The following is an 18,574-nucleotide window of genomic DNA, read 5'->3' on the forward strand; positions in this document are numbered from 1 at the left end:
CGGCGCGCGTGGACGGCGACAGTGGGCTCATGAGCGATATCGACCTGCGCCGGCGCCGGGGCGAGTACGGCGTCGATGGGGATTTCCGGGTGGTACCCGCGGTCTGGCAAGCGACGATTCTCGGCGTGCTCTGCGCCGCCATGGCGGCGTTCACGATCCTCAACCTCACCGCCGGCCGGACCGTGGGCGCCGTCATCACCGGCCTGATCACGTTCTTGCTGGTGCTGACGGGTGTCTCGTACGTCTTCACGACCCGCGTGGGCAAGTTCAGGGTCTGGGCGCGCGTTCTCACCGAACTCGGGCTGCGCGGCGACGAGGACCTGCTCGATCTCGGGTGTGGTCGCGGCGCGGTGCTGCTCGCCGCGGCGGAGCTGCTTCCCAACGGCCGCGCGGTCGGGGTCGACCTGTGGCGGGCCGACCAGACGGGCAACTCGCCCGCGGCGACGCGCCGCAACGCCGAGCTGGAAGGTGTGGCCGCGCGGGTGACGTTGCACAGCGGCGACATGACGAGCCTGCCGTTCGAGGACCAGAGCTTCGACGTGATCGTCAGCAGCATCGCGATCCACAACATCCCGGAGGCCGCCGGGCGGGAGGCGGCGATCGACGAGGCGGTACGGGTCCTCCGCCCCGGCGGGCGGATCCTCATCGCCGACCTCCGGTTCACCCGGCAGTACCTCGCCCGCCTGCGGTCCCTCGGCCTGTCCGAAACGGGGCGCCGCAACCTCGGCTGGCGGGTCTGGTGGGGCGGTCCCTGGTTCCCCACCCGCCTGGTCACGGCCAGTGCGAAGCAGGCCGGCGCCGTTCGCCACGAGACGACCGGCTGATCCGCGCTCAGGCGACGGCGGGCGCGATCAGTAGCCGGGATTCGCCCCGCCGCTCGCCTCGATCAGCCAGTACAGCGTTCCGGTGCCGAAAGGCAGCCTGGGCGTGGCGACGTCGATCCAGCCCGTGCCCGGCACGTCTGTTCCGGCATCCCACCACCACCAGCTCCGGTCGCCGCCGCCCTCTTCCTCGTTCGGGTCGAAGGAGAAGAGCCAGTTCGAAAGGCGCCACGCCTCGTCCGCGGTGGCCTCCTCCGGCGGATCCGCCGGATCCGCGGGGGCCATGGCCTGCCAGCGTTCCAGCCAGGCGGCGGCCCTGGCAGCGGGATCGAAGACCGGCGCCGGCGCGGGCCGCTCGACCTCCGGTGCGAACCGTTCGACGAACCAGGAGGGGAGGATCTCCGGCCACTCTTCCTCCGCCGGCCATGAATCGACCCGCTCGATGACGCGTTCGAGCACCTCGCGCGCACGGGCGGTCACGGCGGCCGGGTCGGCCGCCGTGAAGAACACCCGTACGAGGAACAGGCCTTCCTCGTCATCTTCGGTCGGGCCGAGCCGGATACGCCGTAGTTCGCCGTCGGAGATCTTCACCCTCCGAAGTTTGCATGATTTTGAGGTATCAGGGGGCCGAGGCGATGATGCTCTGGACCCGGGCCGTGGTGGTGACGGCGCGGACGGTCTCCGGCGGGTACAGCGCGCCGCCCATGTAGATGCCCGGCCGGGTGAAGCGGGACGGCGACGGCCGGTCCTCGGAGGCGGTGAAGTGCAGCTCCTCGGCGCCGGTCGCCTCGACGACGCGTGCGGCCGTGCGCTCGTTGATCCCACCGGCGGGCAGGATGATGATCCGCCCGGCGGCCTTCTCGACGAGCCGCGCGATCAGCTCCGTGCCCTCCAGGGCCGAGGGGGCCGCGCCGGAGGTGAGCAGCCGGTCCACGCCGAGCCCGACGACGTCCTCGAACGCCGCCTCGGGGTCGCGGGTGACGTCGAACGCCCGGTGGAAGGTGACGCTGAGCGGACGGGCGGCCTCGACCAGCCGTGCGCACAGCTCCGTGTCGATCTGCGCGTCCGGGGTCAGCGCGCCGATGACGACGCCGTCCGCGCCCGCGGCCTTGACCGCCTCGATGTCGCGGAGCATCGCCGCGACCTCGGCGGGGCCGTAGACGAAGTCGCCGCCGCGCGGGCGGATGATCACATGGACCTTGATCCGGCCGGCGGCGAGGGCGACGGCCTGTTCGACCATCCCGATGCTCGGCGTGATCCCGCCCTCGAGCAGGGCGGCGCAGAGCTCGACCCGGTCCGCGCCGGCCTCCGCCGCGGCCGCGACGCCGTCGGCCGATTCCAGGCAGATCTCGTAACGCACTTTTCGGTTCCTTTCGCGAGGGGGTGGATCAGAGCAGTTCGGGCGTCAGATCCGGGTCGGGCATGTCGGTGTCGAATGGGAACAGCGGCCGCCGTACGCCGTGGTGGCCGAGGCGGAGCAGGTCCTGGTCGACGCCGCCGGGGGTGAGCGCGAGCAGCCAGTCGGCGGCGACGTCGTAGAGTTCCGGCTCCAGGTAACCGATCTTGACGATCACCAGGTCGGTCGTGGTGGGGTCGAGACCGAGGAAGGTGAAGTCGCGGATCTCGTGGTACGGCTTGCGGCGGGCGGTCACGATGACCTGCAGCCCGCCGGTCCGGATCACGGCGACGTCGCCGCCGACCGGGTCGTCGCGGCGCAGGGCCTGGACGGTGCCCGCCAGGGTGACCGGCCCGGCCGGGTTCGGGTCGATCTTCCCGCCGACCCGGAGCACCACTTCGGCGCCCTCGCCGGCGGCGAACGCGGCGGCCACCGCCTCGGGGTCCTGGATGCTCGCGTAGATCGCGCTGACCTTCCCGAGGCGGAGCTCCTCGATCCCGAGCAGGTACTCCAGCGTGGCGGAGACGTCGCCGGCGCCGCCGGCGGTCGGGTTGTCGCCGGAGTCGCTGATCAGGAACGGGCGGGCGTCGCTGTCGATGGCGGACCGGAGGCAGTCCCGCAGGGTGCCGGTGGGGGCGACGAAGGCGAAGTCCGCGCGGGCCTTCCAGTACGCCTCGGCCAGCCCGCGGGCCTGCTCGGTGATCGTCGCCTCGTCGTCGCCGGTGACGACCACGGCGGCGCGGCAGCGGGGCTCGTCGGCCCAGGCGTACCCGACCCAGATCGCGGCGTCCAGCACGCCGGGCATCGCCTCGACCTCGGGTACGCGGGCGTACAGGCTCTTGGCGGGCTCGATGCGGGTGCTCGTCTTCTCCCCGGGCAGCAGGACCGGCACCTGCACCCAGGCCTTGCGCGGCCGGCCGCCGTCGCGCAGCCGGGTCACGAGGTTGCGCGCCGCTCGCTCCCGGGACTCCCAGGCGTCCTCGTGCGGCGCCATCCGGTAACAGGTGATCAGGTCGACCGTCGAGGCGAGCTCGCGGGAGACGTTCCCGTGCAGGTCCATGGACGCCGAGATCAGCGTGTCCGGGCCGACGGCCGTCCGTACGGCGGCGGCCAGGCCGGCCTCCGCGTCGGTGCGCCCCGTGACGCTCATCGCCCCGTGGATGTCGAAGAACAGGCCGTCCAGCGGTCCCGAGGCTTTGGCACGTTCCACGATCTCGGCCTCGAGGGCGTCGTACACGTCGGGGTCGACGGCGCCGCCCGGCAGTGAGACCGCGTGCAGCAGCGGCACCCACTCCACCTCCGCGCACCATGGCCGCTGCTCCCGGAGCCAGGCGTAGCGCGCGAGCAGGGCGTCGTCCCGGGTGACGGTGAAGTCGTCCAGGCGGGTCAGATGCGGGGAGAAAGTGCTCGACTCGATCGCGATGCCGGCGATGCCGATGCGGAGTGCTGTCACGGGAAGGTCCTTCGTACGGGGGCGGGGTCAGGAGGAGGCCAGGGCCACGCCCTGGTCGAGGATGAGGCGGCCGATGCCCAGCAGGCCGGCGTCGGGCCCGGCGACGCTCTCCGCGATCTCCAGGTCCTGGGTGGTCGGGGGCAGGCATCGCTCGTACAGGACGCCGCGCGCCGCCGCCACGAACAGGTCGCAGCCGGCCAGCGCGCCGCTGAGGACGACCGCCTGGGGGTTCAGGAAGTTCACGATCGTGGTGAGGACCTCGCCGAGCTGCCGGCCGGCGAACCTCACGTTGGTCGTGACGGTCGGGTGCCGGTCGCGGGCCAGGCGTACGAGGTCGGCGGTGCTCTTGACGTCGACGCCGTCGCCGTTCACGGCGGCGACCAGCGCGGCACCGCTGGCGATCGTCTCCAGGCAGCCGAAGTTGCCGCAGCTGCACGGCCGGTCGCCGCCCGCCGGGACGCGGTTGTGGGTGATGTCGCCGGCGAAGCCGCGGGCGCCCCGGTGCAGCCGGCCGTCGCTCACGACGGCCGCGCCGACGCCGGTGCCGGCCTTGACGAAGACGAAGTCACGAAGGTCCGGCCCGCGCGCGACGGTCTCGCCCATCGCCATGAGGTTGGCGTCGTTCTCCACGACGAGGGGGGTCTGGAACCGCCTGCTCATCCGCTCGCGTACGGAGTATCCGTGCCAGCCGGGCATCCGGGAGGGCCCGACCATGACGCCGTCGAGGTCGACCGGCCCGGGCAGCCCGATCCCGACGCCGAGCACCGGGCGACCGTCGCCGAGCTCTTCGAGCGCGTCCATGATCTGATCCAGGACGGGTTCCGGCCCGGCGCTGACGTCCATCTCCAGATCGCGGACCTTCTGGGGCCGGCCCGTCCCGTCCAGCGCCGCGAGGCGCGCGTGGTGGCCGCCCAGGTCGGCGGCGAGCATCACGCCCTCACCCGCGGGGACGCTGAGCAGGCGCGGCCGCCGCCCGCCGCGCGAGCGGCCCTCACCGGACTCCAGGAGCAGGCCGGCGTCGAGCAGCTCCTGCACATGGGCGGAGACCGTCGACGGAGCCCAGCCGAGCAACCGGGCCAGCTCGGCCCGCGACGTGGCCTGGCCCGACGCGACGAGCCCGATGATGTGCGCGGCCGACACGGCAGCTCCTCAGTCGAATGTTCAGGAGACTTGCTTCGGATCCGAACGTTACTTCGGTTGATTCGGTCGGACAATAGCAACCGATGTGACGGCAGTCCACCACGTGACCTCGTTATGCGACCGTGACCAGGCGGTTTCCGGGAGCCGAGTGCGTCACTTGTTTCGATTCGGTCTTGTCTTGGTTCGATGGGGCGCTGTATCGTCACCGCCACATCGCCACCGACCCCCGCCGGATCGGCCACTCGAACGAAGCCCCCGGTCGGTCGGCCGAACGACTCGCTGAAACCTGCGGACGACGTCCGTTCCTCCCATCAGGAGCACCGATGAAGAGACCATCGCCCTCGTTCCGGGCGGCCGCGCGCACCTCGCTTGCGGTGCTCGGCGTGGCCACCGCCCTGCTGGCGGCCGGATGTTCCTCCGGCAGTGGGCAGGGGTCGTCGGGGAGCGGCGGCACGCCGCAGCAGGGCGGCGCGGTGACGTTCGCGCTGCCGCCCAACGCCACGCCGAACTGGATCTTCCCGCTGGGCACCCCCGGCCACCTGGCCGGGTACAACAGCGCGATCCGGCAGAACGTCTTCCTGCCGCTGTACTCCTACAACGGGTCGAGCGGCACCGTCGCCCTGGACGAGAAGGCCGGCGCGGCCAAGACCCCGGTCTACTCCAACGGCGGCAAGACGGTCACGATCACGCTGAAGGACCTGACCTGGGCGAACGGCCAGAAGGTCACCACCCGTGATGTGGAGTTCTGGTTCAACCTGGCCAAGGCCAACAAGGACCAGTGGGGCAACTACAGCAAGGGCGACCTGCCGGACAACGTCGCGAAGTTCACGACAGTGGACGACAAGACGTTCAAGCTCGACCTGAACAAGGCGTACAACCCGGACTGGTTCACCGCGAACCAGCTCACCTACGTCACGCCGATGCCGCAGTCGGCGTGGGACGTCGAGGACACCGGCGGCAAGGTCGGCGACTACGACCGCACGACCGACGGCGCCAAGAAGGTGTTCAAGTACCTCATCGGCGAGGCCGGCAAGCTGTCGGCGTACGCGAGCAACCCGCTGTGGAAGGTCGCGGACGGGCCGTTCACGGTGAAGGAGTTCACCACCACCGGCCAGGTGACGCTCGCCAAGAACGCGAAGTACACCGGTGACGACGCCGCCCACCTGGACACCGTCACTTTCAAGCCGTTCACCTCCGCCCAGGCGGAGCTGAACGTCCTGCGCTCCGGCGGCGTCGACTACGGCTACCTGCCGGCGCTCGCGGTCTCGCAGCAGAAGACCATCGAGAACAGCGGCTACCAGGTGAAGCCCTGGAACGGCTGGGCGATCACCTACATCCCCTACAACTTCAACAACCCGGAGATGGGCGCGGTCTTCAAGCAGCTCTACATCCGGCAGGCCGTGCAGATGTCGATCGACCAGGCGACCATCTCGCGGGTGATCTGGCACGACCAGGCCGCCCCCGGGTACGGGCCGGTGCCCCAGCAGCCGGTGTCGAAGTACCTGTCCCAGGACCAGAAGAACAACCCGTACCCCTACGACGTGAACAAGGCCAAGGCGCTGATCACGTCGCACGGGTGGACGATCGCCGGCAACATCGCCTCCTGCACGAAGCCGGGCACCGGGGCCGACCAGTGCGGAGCCGGGATCAAGGCGGGCACGCAGCTGAAGTTCTCGCTGCTGACCGAGAGCGGCAGCACCGAGACCGACAACACGATGCAGGAGCTGCAGTCCTCCCTGTCGAAGATCGGCATCGCGCTGTCGATCAAGTCGGAGCCGCTGAACTCCGTCCTCGACCACAGCCCGGAGTGCAAGCCGAACCAGTCGACCTGCTCCTGGCAGCTCTCCTTCTTCGGCACCCAGGGCAGCTGGTACTTCCCGGCGTACCCGAGCGGTGAGCAGATCTTCTCCACCGACGCGGGCACCAACCTCGGCAGCTACAGCGACCCTACGGCCGACAAGCTGGTCAAGGAGTCGACGAGTTCCTCGGACCCCCAGGCGATGCAGCAGTACAGCTCCTATCTCGCCAAGCAGCTCCCGGTGATCTGGATGCCGAACCCCGCCTACCAGGTGTCGGCGATCCGCAACAACCTGCGCGGCGTCGTCCAGGACCCCCTGGCCGCCATGCAGCCGCAGCGCTGGTACCTCACGAAGTAACCGACGCGCCCGGGACGGCCGGCGGCCGTCCCGGGCCTCACTCTGGCCGGAGGAACCCCGTTGATCCGCTTCCTGGCAAAGCGCCTCGGGCAGTCGATCGTCGTCATCCTGCTGGTGACCGTGATCGTCTTCCTGCTGCTGCACTCGGTCCCCGGCGGGCCCGCCCGGGGCATCCTCGGCCCCCAGGCCAGCCCGCAGGCCATCGCGGCGTTCAACCATGAGCACGGCTTCGACAAGTCGCTGGTCCAGCAGTACTGGGCGTTCCTCAGCCGCCTGCTGCACGGGGACCTCGGCGACTCGTACACGCTGAACCAGTCGGTGGGCTCGCTCATCTCCCAGCGGCTGCCCAAGACGCTCGTCCTGACCGGGCTGTCGACGCTGGTGGCGCTGCTCGTCGCGATCCCGCTGGGCGTGTGGCAGGGACGGCGGCGCCGGGGCCTGACCGACTACGCGGTCACCACCGTGGTGTTCATCGGGTACGCGACGCCGGTCTTCTTCCTGGCGCTCATCCTCGTGATCGTCTTCACCGAGAAGATCCCGATCCTGCCCCCGCAGGCGCCGCAGGGCCAGTCGCTCGGCGCGCTGTTCGCCGACTCCCGCGCGCTGATCCTTCCCGTCCTCGCCGGGGCGATCGCGACGGTCGCGGCGTTCAGCCGGTACATGCGGTCGGCGGTGCTCGACAACCTCGCCGAGGACTACGTACGGACCGCGCGGGCCAAGGGCGCCTCGGAACGCCGGGTCGTCTGGCTGCACATCATGCGCAACTCGCTGACCCCGATCATCGCGATGCTCGGCTACTACCTGCCGGTGCTGTTCTCCGGTGCGCTGGTCATCGAGTCGGTGTTCAACTACCCCGGCATGGGGCTGCTGTTCTGGAACGCCGCGCAGACGTCCGACTACCCGATCCTGCTCGGCACCGTCATGGTGATCGCGCTCGCCACCGTCATCGGCTCGCTGCTCGCCGACATCATCCAGGCGCTCGTCGACCCCCGCGTCCGCGGAGCGATCCGATGACGCGCGCATTCCGTCCGGTTAAGGAGGGCTCATGACCGTCTCCGCTCCGCTGCTCACCGAGCAGGAGCCCGCGGCCACGGCGGCCGGACCGTACCGCCGGATGGTGAAGTCGTTCCTCGCCAACCGGCTGGCCCTCACGGGCCTGGTCATCCTCGGCCTGCTGCTCGTCTTCTGCTTCATCGGCCCGCTGATCCACCACACCGACCAGACGCACACGCGACTGGCCGACGCCACCCTCTCGCCCGGCACGCGCGGGCACCTCCTCGGCACCGACGACGTCGGCCGGGACGTGCTCGGCCGCCTGATGGTCGGCGGCCAGACGTCCCTGGAGATCGGCATCGCCGCCGGGCTGCTGGCGACGCTGATCGGTACGGTCTGGGGCGCCATCTCCGGGTACGCCGGCGGCTGGATCGACTCGATCATGATGCGCGTGGTCGACGCGGGCATCGCGATCCCCGCCCTGTTCCTGCTCCTCGTGACCGCGACGATCCTCCGTCCCACGGTGCCGGTGCAGATCCTGATCATCGGCTGCGTCTCGTGGCTCGTGCCGGCCCGGCTCGTACGGGCCGAGGCGCTGTCCCTGCGCAGCCGCGACTACGTGCAGGCGATGAAGGCGATGGGCGGCGGCCACCGCCGCGCGGTGTTCCGGCACGTCATCCCGAACGCCATCGGCACGGTGGTGGTGAACGCGACCTTCCAGGTGGCCGACGCGATCCTCCTCATCGCCTACGTCAGCTTCCTGGGCCTCGGCGTGGCCCCGCCGAAGACCGACTGGGGCGGCATGCTCAGCAAGGGCATCTCCTACACCTCAGAGGGCTACTGGTGGCTGATCTTCCCGGCGGGCCTGGCGATCGTGCTGGTCGTGTGCGCGTTCAACTGCATCGGTGACGGTCTGCGCGACGCCTTCGAAGTACGGCTCCAGGGGCGCTGATGCGGAACCAGACGAAAGGTGAGACGGTGAGCGACTCCCCGGCCCTGGCCATCGAGGACCTGAGCGTCTCCTTCGCGGGAAGCTCCGCGAAGGTCCGCGCGGTCGACGGCGTCAGCATCCGCGTGAACCCGGGGGAGATCGTCGCGGTCGTCGGCGAGTCCGGGTCCGGCAAGAGCGTCACGTCCATGTCCACCCTGGGCCTGCTGCCGCCCACGGCCACCGTACGCGGCAGCGTCCGGGTCGGCGGGGTCGACGTCACGACGCTGGACGGCCCCGCGCTCCGCGCCGTACGCGGCTCGGAGATCGCCATGGTCTTCCAGGAGCCGATGACCGCGCTGAACCCCGCGTTCACCGTCGGCTGGCAGGTCGCCGAGGCGCTCCGCCTGCACATCGACGGCCTGTCGCGGAAGCAGGCCCTGGACCGCGCCGCCGAGCTCCTGGAGACGGTGGGCATCCGGGACGCGCGGCGCAGGCTCGGGCAGTACCCGCACGAACTGTCCGGCGGTCTCCGCCAGCGCGTCATGATCGCGATGGCGATCGCGTGCGAGCCGAAGGTGCTGATCGCCGACGAGGCCACCACCGCGCTGGACGTCACCGTGCAGGCGGAGATCCTCGACCTCCTGCGCGACCTCCGGGACCGGTTCGGCACCGCGATGCTGGTCATCACCCACAACATGGGCGTCGTCGCCGACATCGCCGACCGGGTCGTCGTCATGTACCAGGGGCGGGTCGTCGAGGAGGCCCCGGTCGAGGAGCTGTTCGCCAACCCGCGCGCGGACTACACCAAGCGCCTGCTCAGCGCCGTCCCCCGCCTCAAGCCCCGCGGCGACGCGCCGCGAACGGCGCCCGACGCCCAGGCGGAAGGCGACGGCGCGGCGGGGACCGCCTCGCGCGGCCGGACCGAAGGCGAGGGCGGGGCGGCCGGCCGCGCCGCCGAGCGGCCCGCGGCGGGCGCGTCCGACGGTCGGCCGGCGCTGGCCATCGAGAACCTCGTCGTGCAGTTCCGCGGCAAGGGCGGCACCAAGGTCCGCGCGGTCGACGACGTCTCCCTCACGGTCGCCAAGGGCGAGGTCCTCGGCCTGGTGGGCGAGTCCGGATCCGGCAAGTCGACCCTCGGCCGCGCCGCGATCGGGCTGATCACCCCGGCCTCGGGCAGCGTACGGCTGCTCGGCGACTCGCTGACCGGCGCGCGGGGGAGCGCGCTGCGGCGGCTGCGGCGACGGTGCGGCATCGTCTTCCAGGACCCCGCGTCCTCCCTGGACCCCCGGATGACCGTCGGCGACTGCATCGCCGAGCCGCTGGTGATCAACAAGGTCGGCGGCCGGGACGAGCGGGTCGTCGCCCTGCTGGAGAGCGTCCGGCTCGACCCTGCCGTACGGTTCCGCTATCCGCACGAGCTGTCCGGCGGGCAGCGGCAGCGGATCGGCATCGCGCGGGCGCTCGCCCTCGACCCGGACCTCGTGATCGCCGACGAGCCGACCAGCGCGCTGGACGTCTCGGTGCAGGCCGCCGTGCTGGACGTGTTCCTGGAGCTGCAGGCCCGTCTCGGCTTCGCCTGCCTGTTCATCACGCACGACCTGGCCGTCGTCGGACTGGTCTCCGACCGGGTCGCGGTGCTGAACCAGGGCAAGCTGGTCGAGGAGGGCCCGCGTGATGAGGTCCTGTTCGACCCGCGCGAGGCCTACACGCGCCGCCTGATCAGCTCCGCGCCCGTACCCGACCCGGTCGAGCAGCGCGAACGCCGCGCCCGCGCGGCCGAGCTCAGAGCGGCCCGCGACTGACCCGGCCGCTCGGGCGGCCCGCTTTCGCCTGATTTGCTCGGGTGGCCCGCTTCCGCCGTGTTCGCTTTCTCGCCGGCGCCGGATAGGCGTGACAGCGGCGGCCGGCGCGAAGCGGCCACGTCGAGGCTTCCTCGGGGCCACGATCGGCGTAACCGCCGCATTACCGGCAATCCCCCTGCCGGGTGGTCCGCTCGCGCTCTGGGGTGTCTACTCAGAGGAGACGAATTCTCCTCTGAGTAGACGGCTTTAGACGCGAGGGCCCGGCCAGGCATCCGATTCGTCCCGGTCATCCGTGTTGTTCGCGGGAGTGGCGGCATGGAGGCGTACCGAACGCTCGGTAAAGCGCTCCTCGCGGCGCTGATGTGTGGGCTTTGGTCCCTTGCCAACGAGCCGTTACCGAGCATTCCGTACGGTCGCAGCCGCACCTGATCCGGTCAGCCGCGCAGGTAGGCGTGGAATTCCTCGGCGGTCATCTCGTCGAACCGCCTGAGGGCGACGGCGAGGTAGCGGAGTTGGTCGGTGTCGGCCCGCTGCCGCCGCTGGAGGCTCATGCGCGCGGCGGCCGGGTACTTGCGGACGAGGGAGTCCGGATGCAGTAACGCCCTGGCCTCGGATGGTGAGTGTGCCGCGAGCGAGTCCACCAGCGCGCGTAGCCCTGGGAGGGAGCGCATGAGCCGTTCTTCGGGCGTCATCGTGACTCTCCTCGCCGTAGCGGGACGCAGGCGACCTTGCTGATCACCCGGATCGGCTCGGCGATGTCGTCGACGGCCAAGAGCCGAGCCGAGTCGTTCAGGTGGCCGATCGGAACTCCCCAGGCGGCCACCGCGAAGCAGCCAAGCTCTCCCGCCAGGCGCTGGCCGACGCACTGGGCTGCACACCTCAATGGATCGAAAAGCTCGAGACCGCCCTGCGCGCACCATCGGAGGCGACGTCGGAGGACCTCGACACCTACTTCAAGACCCCCGAGACCTTCCACCGCATGTGGCTGGAGATCCGCCGCGCCGGCAAACACGCCGCACTACCCCCAGGCTTCTCCGGCTTCGTCGAGCTGGAAGCCCAGGCGACGATGATGTGCATCTTCGAGAACATGGTCGTCACCGGCCTCTTCCAGACCCCGCAGTACGCCCACGAACTGCTCGCGGCCGGACGGAAATCAGAGGTTGTGGATGGACTGGTTGCCACACGGATAGAGCGTCAGGGGATTCTTGCCCGAGAGAGCCCTCCGGTCATCGTGCTCATCCTCGATGAAGGCGTCCTGCATCGGCAGATCGGCGGGGAGGACATTCGCAAGGAGCAGATCGGTCAGTTGATCGAACGTGCTGGAGATCCCAACGTCACGATTCAGGTCGTGCCGAGTCGGACCGGAGCCTACGCCGGTGTCATGGGCGCATTCACCCTGCTTAGTTTCGATGACCGTTCCGACCTCGTTTACGTCGAAGGCCATGCCGAAGGTCAGGTAATCGATCAATCCGACAAGGTGCAAGCCCATGTACTAGGCTTCAATTTGATCAGGGGTGCGGCTATGTCCGCATATGACTCCCTGAAGTTGCTTCGCACGGTTTGGGAGAACCTATGAAGACTCAGGACGTGTTCACGGCTCCTTGGCGCAAGAGCAGCCACAGTGGCACCACGGGCGGCCAGTGCGTCGAGGTCGCTGCCGTCGTTCGGGCCGCCCCTGCTCGCGAGGGCTAGAGCGGGACTTCAGGTGGTCTGGGTGACCACGGCGGCCAGGCCGCAGGGGGCGTGCAGGAAGAGGTAGAAGCTGCAGTCCACGTATTCGCGGATGACCGTTCCGACCACGCCGCCGACGTAGTTCATGACCTTTCCGCAGGCGGGGCAGTCGGGGTAGTCCGGGTCCTGGACCCAGTGGGGCTCCCCACCGAGGGTGGGTCCGCCCAGGTATCGGTCAGGGCGTCGTTCGCCCACGGTCAGGCGTACCGGGGGCGGGGCCGCCTTTTCCAGCTTCTTGCCGTCCAGGTAGCCGGGCCGGGCGGTACGCGGGGACCACGTGGCACCGCCGTCGGGGGTCACCTCTGCGAAGGAGACTCGGGGGTAGATGCAGCAGAGGAAGCAGGCGACGATCCGCAACCGCCCCTGCCAACCGGTGTGAGCGAGCGTGGAGGCGACGCGGGGGTCGGCGGTGTCGACGTCGAGGAGCACCCAGAGCGGGCCGCCGCACCACGGGCACTCCTCCTCGGCCGACGCGGGACCGTCCTCGGGCACCAGCGCGTACGCCGTGGCCCCGCGGATCTCCCGGGCCCGTCCGTCGGTCTCGAAGTCCCAGCCGTACCGGGGAAGCACGTTGGCGAGGGTGTCGGCGTCGATGCCCGGTGGCGGCTGCCTCCGCCAGCGCCGGAACGCCGCCTCGACCACCGGACCGTGGGTGGCCGTGAGCATCGTCACCAGCCAGACGTTCGGGGAACCGGCGTCGACCCGCGCCGCGGCCTCGCGCTGCACGTCCTCGCCCGCGTCGCGGAACAGCGCCTCCGGAAGGTAGACGTCGTCCGCGTCGAGCAGTCGCGAGAGGTACGGCCGAAGAGCGTCCGGGTCGTCCTCAACCAGTTCCTCGAGCTCCCACGCGGCGTCATCGTCACCGGCCAGGATCCGGTCGACCAGGTCATCGATCACCCGCGCACAGTACTGCCCTCCTCCGCTGACGCGTGGCGGCGTGCTCCTGCGCTCCGATCCCTTTTGGGCAGGCCATTGCCGAGCGTTCCGTACGCTGCCGTCGCATAGAACCGCGTTCGGTTGTTGGGGGATCGGTGGCTTACGATCGGCTTCGTGACGGTTCGCGGGCTCATCACCGACTGGGGCGGCGTGCTCACCACGCCGCTGAAGGAAGCGATCACGGCGTGGATCGAGGTGGACGACATCGACGCCGAGGTCTACAAGCTGGTGATGAAGGAGTGGGTGAGCCAGGCGTACGCCGGTGACGGCGTCAACCCGATCCACGGGCTGGAGGACGGGTCGCTGAGCCCGGCGGAGTTCGAGTTTCTGCTGGCCGAGCGGCTGCGCACCCGGACCGGCACGCCGGTGCCCGCCGACGGGCTGCTGACCAGGATGTTCCACGCCTTCGAGCCGGTCGAGCCGATGTACGACGCGCTGCGCCGGGCGAAGGGCGCCGGCGTCCGTACGTGCCTGCTGTCCAACTCCTGGGGCAACACCTATCCGCGGGAGCTGTTCACCGAGCTGTTCGACGCGGTCGTGATCTCCTCGGAGGTCAGGCTGCGCAAGCCGGACCCGGCGATCTTCCATCACGCGCTGGAGCTGATCGGGCTGCCGCCCGAGGAGTGCGCGTTCGTCGACGACATCGAGCACAACGTGCGCGCCGCCGAGGAGCTCGGCATCACCGGCGTGCACTACGTCGACAGCGTGAGCACCGTTGCCCGCCTGGAGGGACTGCTGGGCATCCCGCTCGGCTGACGGCGGCCCGGCTCGGGGTGTCGGTGCGGATAGGGCGCGCATCGGCGCGCCGGGACTGGCACACTCTCCAGGACCATGCGCGTTTATCTACCGTCCACACTCGGCGGCCTGGCCCGGATCCTCCGTGACCGTGAGGTCGGGCCGGTGCCGCTGACCGCCTACGCCGTGACGCCGGCGCTGCGCGAGTGGTACGCCTCCGCGGACCTCGAGGAGCTCGAGTACGCCGCGATGTCGGACGCCGCGAAGGCGTCCCTCCGGCTGCTCGCCGCCGATCCCGAGGCGCCGTCCCGCCGGGTCGTCATCGCCGCCGAGGTGCCCGACAAGGCCGTGACCTTCGCCGTCGGCGACCTCGTCGACGCCGACGAGCGGGCCCTCGTCCGCGTGTCGGAGCCGATCCCGTTCAACCGGATCGCGTCCGGGCACGTCGACGACGCCGAGGCCGAGGTCGACATCCGCGCGGCGCGCGGCGCGATCGAGGCCGCGGACGCCGGTGACGACGACGCGAAGTTCACCGTCGACGGCGCCGCCGGGCACGACCTCATGTGGTACGCCACCCAGGAGCTGCGCGACCTGTTCCCGTGACGCTTTCAGCCGACGGGCGTTCTGACCTATGCTCGATTGGCTATGACGCACATCGTTTGGGACTGGAACGGCACGCTGTTCGACGACATCGACGCGACCGTGGACGCGACCAACGAGGTCTTCGCGTCGTACGGCCTGCCGATGATGGACCGGGCGGGGTTCCAGGCGATCTACAGCCGTCCGATCTGGGCCTGCTACGAGCGCCTGCTGGGCCGCGCGCTGGAAGAGGGCGAGTGGGAGCGGCTCGACGCGGCGTTCCATGACTCCTACCACCGGCTGATGGAGCGCTGCCGGCTCGCGGCGGACGCCCGGCACGCGATCGACGCGCTGACCGACGCCGGGCACACCCAGTCCCTGCTGTCGATGTGGCACCACGACCGGCTGACCGTCGCGGTACGCGAGCACGGCATCGGCGAGATCTTCCGCCGGGTCGACGGCCTGCGGCCGGGGGAGGCCGGCGGGTCGAAGGCGGAGTTCATGGTCCGGCACCTGTCCCGGCTGGGGGTCGACCCGGCCGAGGTCGTGGCGGTCGGGGACAGCGCCGACGACGCGGCGGCCGCCCGGCACGCGGGGGCGCGCGCGATCCTGTATGCCGGAGGGACGCAGGCGCGGGCGGATCTGGCCCGTCTCGGCCTTCCGGTGGTGGACCGGCTCACCGAGATCTCCGCATACATTTGACCTGCGGTCCTCACGAGGGGACGCGACCACGATCCTCACCCGGATCATCATGACGACGCTGTCACGAACTGCGGGGAGATCTCTCATGGACGCTGTCACGAACGTACCGGTGCCCGTGAACGAGCCGGTCAAGGCGTACGCCCCCGGCGGCCAGGACCGGACCGGCATCGAGGCGAAGATCAAGGAGCTCGCCGGCGAGCGGGTCGACCTCACGATGACCATCGGAGGCGAGCAGCGGCTCGGTGGCGGACGGCCCGTCGACACGGTGCAGCCGCACAAGCACCGGCACGTCCTCGGCCAGGCCCGGGAGGCGACCGACGACGACGTGCGCGCGGCCATCGACGCCGCGCGGCAGGCCGCGCCGGGCTGGCGGGCGCTGTCGTTCGACGACCGCGCCGCGATCTTCCTCAAGGCCGCCGACCTGCTGTCCGGCCCCTGGCGTAACACCCTGAACGCCGCCACCATCCTCGGCCAGTCCAAGTCCGTGCAGCAGGCGGAGATCGACGCGGCCTGCGAGTTCATCGACTTCCTCCGCTTCAACGTCTCCTTCGCCCGGGAGCTCCTCGCCCAGCAGCCGATCAGCTCGCCCGGCGTGTGGAACCGCCTGGAGTACCGGCCGCTGGAGGGCTTCGTCCTCGCGATCACGCCGTTCAACTTCACGGCGATCGCCGGGAACCTCCCCACCTCCGCCGCCCTCATGGGCAACGTCGTCGTCTGGAAGCCCTCGCCGACGCAGGCGTTCGCCGCGCACTTCACGATGCGCCTGCTCGAGGCGGCCGGCCTGCCGCCCGGCGTGATCAACCTGGTCACCGGCAACGGCGAGGCGGTCTCCAACGTCGCGCTGCGGCACCCGGACCTGGCCGGCATCCACTTCACCGGCTCGACCGCGACCTTCCAGCACCTGTGGCGCACCGTCGGGGAGAACATCGCCGGCTACCGCACCTACCCCCGACTCGTCGGCGAGACCGGCGGCAAGGACTTCGTCGTCGCCCACGCGTCGGCCGACCCGCGGGTGCTCGCCACCGCGCTGATCCGCGGCGCGTTCGAGTACCAGGGCCAGAAATGCTCCGCCGCCTCCCGGGCGTACGTCCCGCGCTCGGTGTGGAACACCATGCGCGACGACTTCCTCGGCACGGTCGAGTCCCTGACCATGGGCGACGTCGCCGAGGACCTGTCGGTGTTCATGGGCGCCGTGATCGATGACCGGGCGTTCGCCAAGCACCGGGCCGCGATCGAGCGCGCCCGCTCCCATGACGCCATCGACGTCCTCGTCGGCGGCGGCCTCGACGACTCCGAGGGCTACTTCGTCCAGCCCACGGTGCTGCAGAGCGCCGACCCCGAGGACGAGATCTTCACCACGGAGTACTTCGGCCCGATCCTCGGCGTGCACGTCTACGACGACGCCGACTACGACAGGGTGCTCGCCCAGATGGAGAGCGCCGCGCCGTACGCCCTCACCGGATCGATCATCGCCCAGGACCGCCGGGCCATCGCCGAGGCGTCGGAGAGGCTGCGGTTCGCCGCGGGCAACTTCTACGTCAACGACAAGCCGACGGGCGCGGTCGTCGGGCAGCAGCCCTTCGGCGGCTCGCGGGCCAGCGGCACCAACGACAAGGCCGGCTCGATCTTCAACCTGACCCGATGGGTGAGCACCCGAGCGGTCAAGGAGACCTTCGCGCCGCCGACCGATCACCGGTACCCGCACATGGGGTGATCGCCTCCGCGCCCCCTGGCGAGTAATCTGGCCTGTGACCAGGCCGAACGCCTGACACGCCGAGAACGGACCGGGGGGCTGTGTGCGGCGTCTGACGTCATTGGCCGCCGTCGTCGGCTGCGCGGCGGCGGCCGGATTCGCGGTCAAGGCGCTCACCGTGCCCGAGCCACGGCCCGCCCGCGTCGTCGACGCGGACGGCGACGCCGACCTGGCGCGCCTCTCCGTCCGCGCCGACCCGTCGCTGGCCCCCGTGGCCGGTCACCGGCTCGTCCCGGGCCACCGCGCCGTCTACGGCTTCCGTGTGACCAACGCCGGTCCGGAGACCATCCGGCACGTCGTCGCGCGCAGCGTCAAGGTCGCCGCGCCGGGCATGGACGACCGACTCTCCGTCGTGTCCGTCAGCGACCCGGCGTGCTCGGGGGTCGGGCGGGTCGAGTGCATCTTCCAGCGGCTGGACCCCGGCGAGACCAGGACCGTGCGTGTCGTCGTGGAGACCCCGGCGGACCGGCCGCCGCGCGGCCGGATGACCATCCACACGTTCCTGGGCCGGTTCACCGAGCCGGTGGGCGGGACGATCCCGCTCGAGGTGATCGGCGGGATCCAGGCCACCACGGGCCGCTTCTCCTGACGCCCTGAGTCCTCCCGGCGCCCGAGCGGCCGGGTTTGCGCGGACGGGCCGGGACCCTCCACGATTGACCGGCCCCGTGTTCACTCCGTGCAGGAGACCGTGATGCCTCGTCTGGTGCTGTGGAACGTCGATCACACGCTGGTCGACGTCGGCAAGGTGACCCGGGAGGCGTACGCCGAGGCGTTCGAACGCGTCACCGGGCGGCCGCTCGTCCGGCTCGCGCCGACCGCCGGGCGCACCGAGTCGGAGATCATCTTCGAGACCCTGGCGTTCAACGACGTCGCCCCGACCGAGGACCACCTGCCGGAGTTCATGGCCGCCCTGGCCGACGCCTTCTCGGCGCGCAAGGGGGCGGTCCGCAAGGAGGGGCGGGTGCTGCCCGGCGCCCGTGAGGCCCTCGCGGCGGTGGCCCGGCGGCGCGACGTCGTCCAGTCGGTGCTGACCGGCTCCATCCGGCCGAACGCCGTCACCAAGCTCAAGACGCTCGGCCTGGCCAAGTACCTCGACTTCGAGGTCGGCGGGTACGGCTCGGAGACCTACCCCAAGGCCGCCCTGGTCGAGCTGGCCCGCACCCGCACGGGGGAGCGGTACCGCGGCGTGATCGCCGAGGCCGCGACGGTGCTCGTGGCCGACTCCCCGCGCGACGTGCAGGCGGCGAAGATCGCCCGCGCGAAGTCGATCGCGGTCGCGACGGGCACGGCCACTCAGGCGGAGCTGCGCGGCGCGGGCGCGGACGCCGTGCTGCCGAGCCTCGCCGAGACCGACGCGGTCGTCGCCGCGATCGAGGAGCTCACCGCGACGCCACACGAGTGACGGAAGAGGCATGTGGGAACCCGGCATTGCGATCGGTGGCCGCC

General features: G+C 70.7%; 19 protein-coding genes. 13 read left to right on the forward strand and 6 right to left on the reverse strand.

Annotated features, from left to right (window positions below; genetic code table 11):
* The first annotated feature begins 29 nt into the window (after positions 1-29).
* Positions 30-824 carry a class I SAM-dependent methyltransferase gene (locus tag ABD978_RS13220; RefSeq protein ID WP_345353490.1) on the forward strand — a complete coding sequence of 265 codons (795 nt, stop codon included), beginning with the start codon at positions 30-32 and terminating at the stop codon, positions 822-824.
* A 27-nt stretch (positions 825-851) separates the two neighbouring features.
* On the opposite strand, the gene ABD978_RS13225 is transcribed toward ABD978_RS13220, so the two are convergent.
* From ABD978_RS13225 to ABD978_RS13240, 4 genes are read right to left on the reverse strand one after another with little or no spacing between them, the layout of a single operon-like run.
* Entirely contained in the window at positions 852-1,412 is a 561-nt protein-coding gene (locus tag ABD978_RS13225) for a hypothetical protein (RefSeq protein ID WP_345353492.1), read from the reverse strand.
* Between the two features lie 28 nt (positions 1,413-1,440).
* Positions 1,441-2,181: a copper homeostasis protein CutC gene (locus ABD978_RS13230; RefSeq protein ID WP_345353494.1), complete on the reverse strand. Its 741-nt coding sequence runs from the start codon at positions 2,179-2,181 to the stop codon at positions 1,441-1,443.
* A gap of 28 nt (positions 2,182-2,209) precedes the next feature.
* Positions 2,210-3,670: a M81 family metallopeptidase gene (locus ABD978_RS13235; RefSeq protein ID WP_345353496.1), complete on the reverse strand. Its 1,461-nt coding sequence runs from the start codon at positions 3,668-3,670 to the stop codon at positions 2,210-2,212.
* A 27-nt stretch (positions 3,671-3,697) separates the two neighbouring features.
* Positions 3,698-4,810 carry an ROK family transcriptional regulator gene (locus tag ABD978_RS13240; protein ID WP_345353498.1) on the reverse strand — a complete coding sequence of 371 codons (1,113 nt, stop codon included), beginning with the start codon at positions 4,808-4,810 and terminating at the stop codon, positions 3,698-3,700.
* A 323-nt stretch (positions 4,811-5,133) separates the two neighbouring features.
* On the opposite strand from ABD978_RS13240, the gene ABD978_RS13245 reads away from it, so the two are divergent.
* The 4 genes from ABD978_RS13245 to ABD978_RS13260 are packed head-to-tail and all read left to right on the forward strand — an operon-like array spanning position 5,134 to position 10,692.
* Positions 5,134-6,966 carry a peptide ABC transporter substrate-binding protein gene (locus tag ABD978_RS13245; RefSeq protein WP_345353500.1) on the forward strand — a complete coding sequence of 611 codons (1,833 nt, stop codon included), beginning with the start codon at positions 5,134-5,136 and terminating at the stop codon, positions 6,964-6,966.
* Positions 6,967-7,026: 60 nt separating this feature from the next.
* Positions 7,027-7,980 carry an ABC transporter permease gene (locus ABD978_RS13250; RefSeq protein ID WP_345353502.1) on the forward strand — a complete coding sequence of 318 codons (954 nt, stop codon included), beginning with the start codon at positions 7,027-7,029 and terminating at the stop codon, positions 7,978-7,980.
* Between the two features lie 31 nt (positions 7,981-8,011).
* Positions 8,012-8,911, forward strand: coding sequence for an ABC transporter permease (locus tag ABD978_RS13255; protein ID WP_345353504.1), 900 nt, complete (start codon positions 8,012-8,014; stop codon positions 8,909-8,911).
* Between the two features lie 26 nt (positions 8,912-8,937).
* Positions 8,938-10,692 carry an ABC transporter ATP-binding protein gene (locus ABD978_RS13260; RefSeq protein WP_345353506.1) on the forward strand — a complete coding sequence of 585 codons (1,755 nt, stop codon included), beginning with the start codon at positions 8,938-8,940 and terminating at the stop codon, positions 10,690-10,692.
* 434 nt (positions 10,693-11,126) lie between these two features.
* Here ABD978_RS13260 and ABD978_RS13265 read toward each other — a convergent pair whose 3' ends face one another.
* Complete coding sequence (locus ABD978_RS13265; protein ID WP_345353508.1) at positions 11,127-11,384, reverse strand: hypothetical protein; 258 nt, start codon at positions 11,382-11,384, stop codon at positions 11,127-11,129.
* Between the two features lie 101 nt (positions 11,385-11,485).
* Between ABD978_RS13265 and ABD978_RS13270 the strand changes: the two genes are divergently transcribed.
* Together ABD978_RS13270 and ABD978_RS43865 are read left to right on the forward strand one after the other, a co-directional pair.
* Entirely contained in the window at positions 11,486-12,268 is a 783-nt protein-coding gene (locus ABD978_RS13270) for a helix-turn-helix domain-containing protein (RefSeq protein WP_345353510.1), read from the forward strand.
* Positions 12,265-12,384, forward strand: a complete 120-nt coding sequence (locus tag ABD978_RS43865; RefSeq protein WP_425550698.1) for a DUF397 domain-containing protein — start codon at positions 12,265-12,267, stop codon at positions 12,382-12,384. The genes ABD978_RS13270 and ABD978_RS43865 overlap by 4 nt, the downstream gene beginning before the upstream one ends.
* Before the next feature lie 9 nt (positions 12,385-12,393).
* On the opposite strand, the gene ABD978_RS13275 is transcribed toward ABD978_RS43865, so the two are convergent.
* Positions 12,394-13,320, reverse strand: coding sequence for a hypothetical protein (locus ABD978_RS13275; protein WP_345353512.1), 927 nt, complete (start codon positions 13,318-13,320; stop codon positions 12,394-12,396).
* A gap of 153 nt (positions 13,321-13,473) precedes the next feature.
* On the opposite strand from ABD978_RS13275, the gene ABD978_RS13280 reads away from it, so the two are divergent.
* The 6 genes from ABD978_RS13280 (at position 13,474) to ABD978_RS13305 (ending at position 18,530) form a co-directional block, all read left to right on the forward strand.
* A complete protein-coding gene (locus ABD978_RS13280) occupies positions 13,474-14,115 on the forward strand; it encodes an HAD family hydrolase (RefSeq protein WP_345353514.1) in 642 nt (213 codons plus the stop codon).
* Between the two features lie 75 nt (positions 14,116-14,190).
* On the forward strand, positions 14,191-14,697 hold the full coding sequence (locus ABD978_RS13285) for a DUF6912 family protein (RefSeq protein WP_345353516.1): 507 nt from the start codon (positions 14,191-14,193) through the stop codon (positions 14,695-14,697).
* A 42-nt stretch (positions 14,698-14,739) separates the two neighbouring features.
* A complete protein-coding gene (locus ABD978_RS13290; protein ID WP_345353518.1) occupies positions 14,740-15,375 on the forward strand; it encodes an HAD family hydrolase in 636 nt (211 codons plus the stop codon).
* An 85-nt stretch (positions 15,376-15,460) separates the two neighbouring features.
* Entirely contained in the window at positions 15,461-17,089 is a 1,629-nt protein-coding gene (gene pruA, locus ABD978_RS13295; RefSeq protein WP_345353520.1) for an L-glutamate gamma-semialdehyde dehydrogenase, read from the forward strand.
* A gap of 82 nt (positions 17,090-17,171) precedes the next feature.
* Positions 17,172-17,717, forward strand: coding sequence for a hypothetical protein (locus tag ABD978_RS13300; RefSeq protein ID WP_345353522.1), 546 nt, complete (start codon positions 17,172-17,174; stop codon positions 17,715-17,717).
* 102 nt (positions 17,718-17,819) lie between these two features.
* Positions 17,820-18,530, forward strand: coding sequence for an HAD family hydrolase (locus ABD978_RS13305; RefSeq protein WP_345353524.1), 711 nt, complete (start codon positions 17,820-17,822; stop codon positions 18,528-18,530).
* Positions 18,531-18,574: the final 44 nt, after the last annotated feature.

Source organism: Actinoallomurus liliacearum (assembly GCF_039542035.1).
GTDB classification, from domain to species: domain Bacteria; phylum Actinomycetota; class Actinomycetes; order Streptosporangiales; family Streptosporangiaceae; genus Actinoallomurus; species Actinoallomurus liliacearum.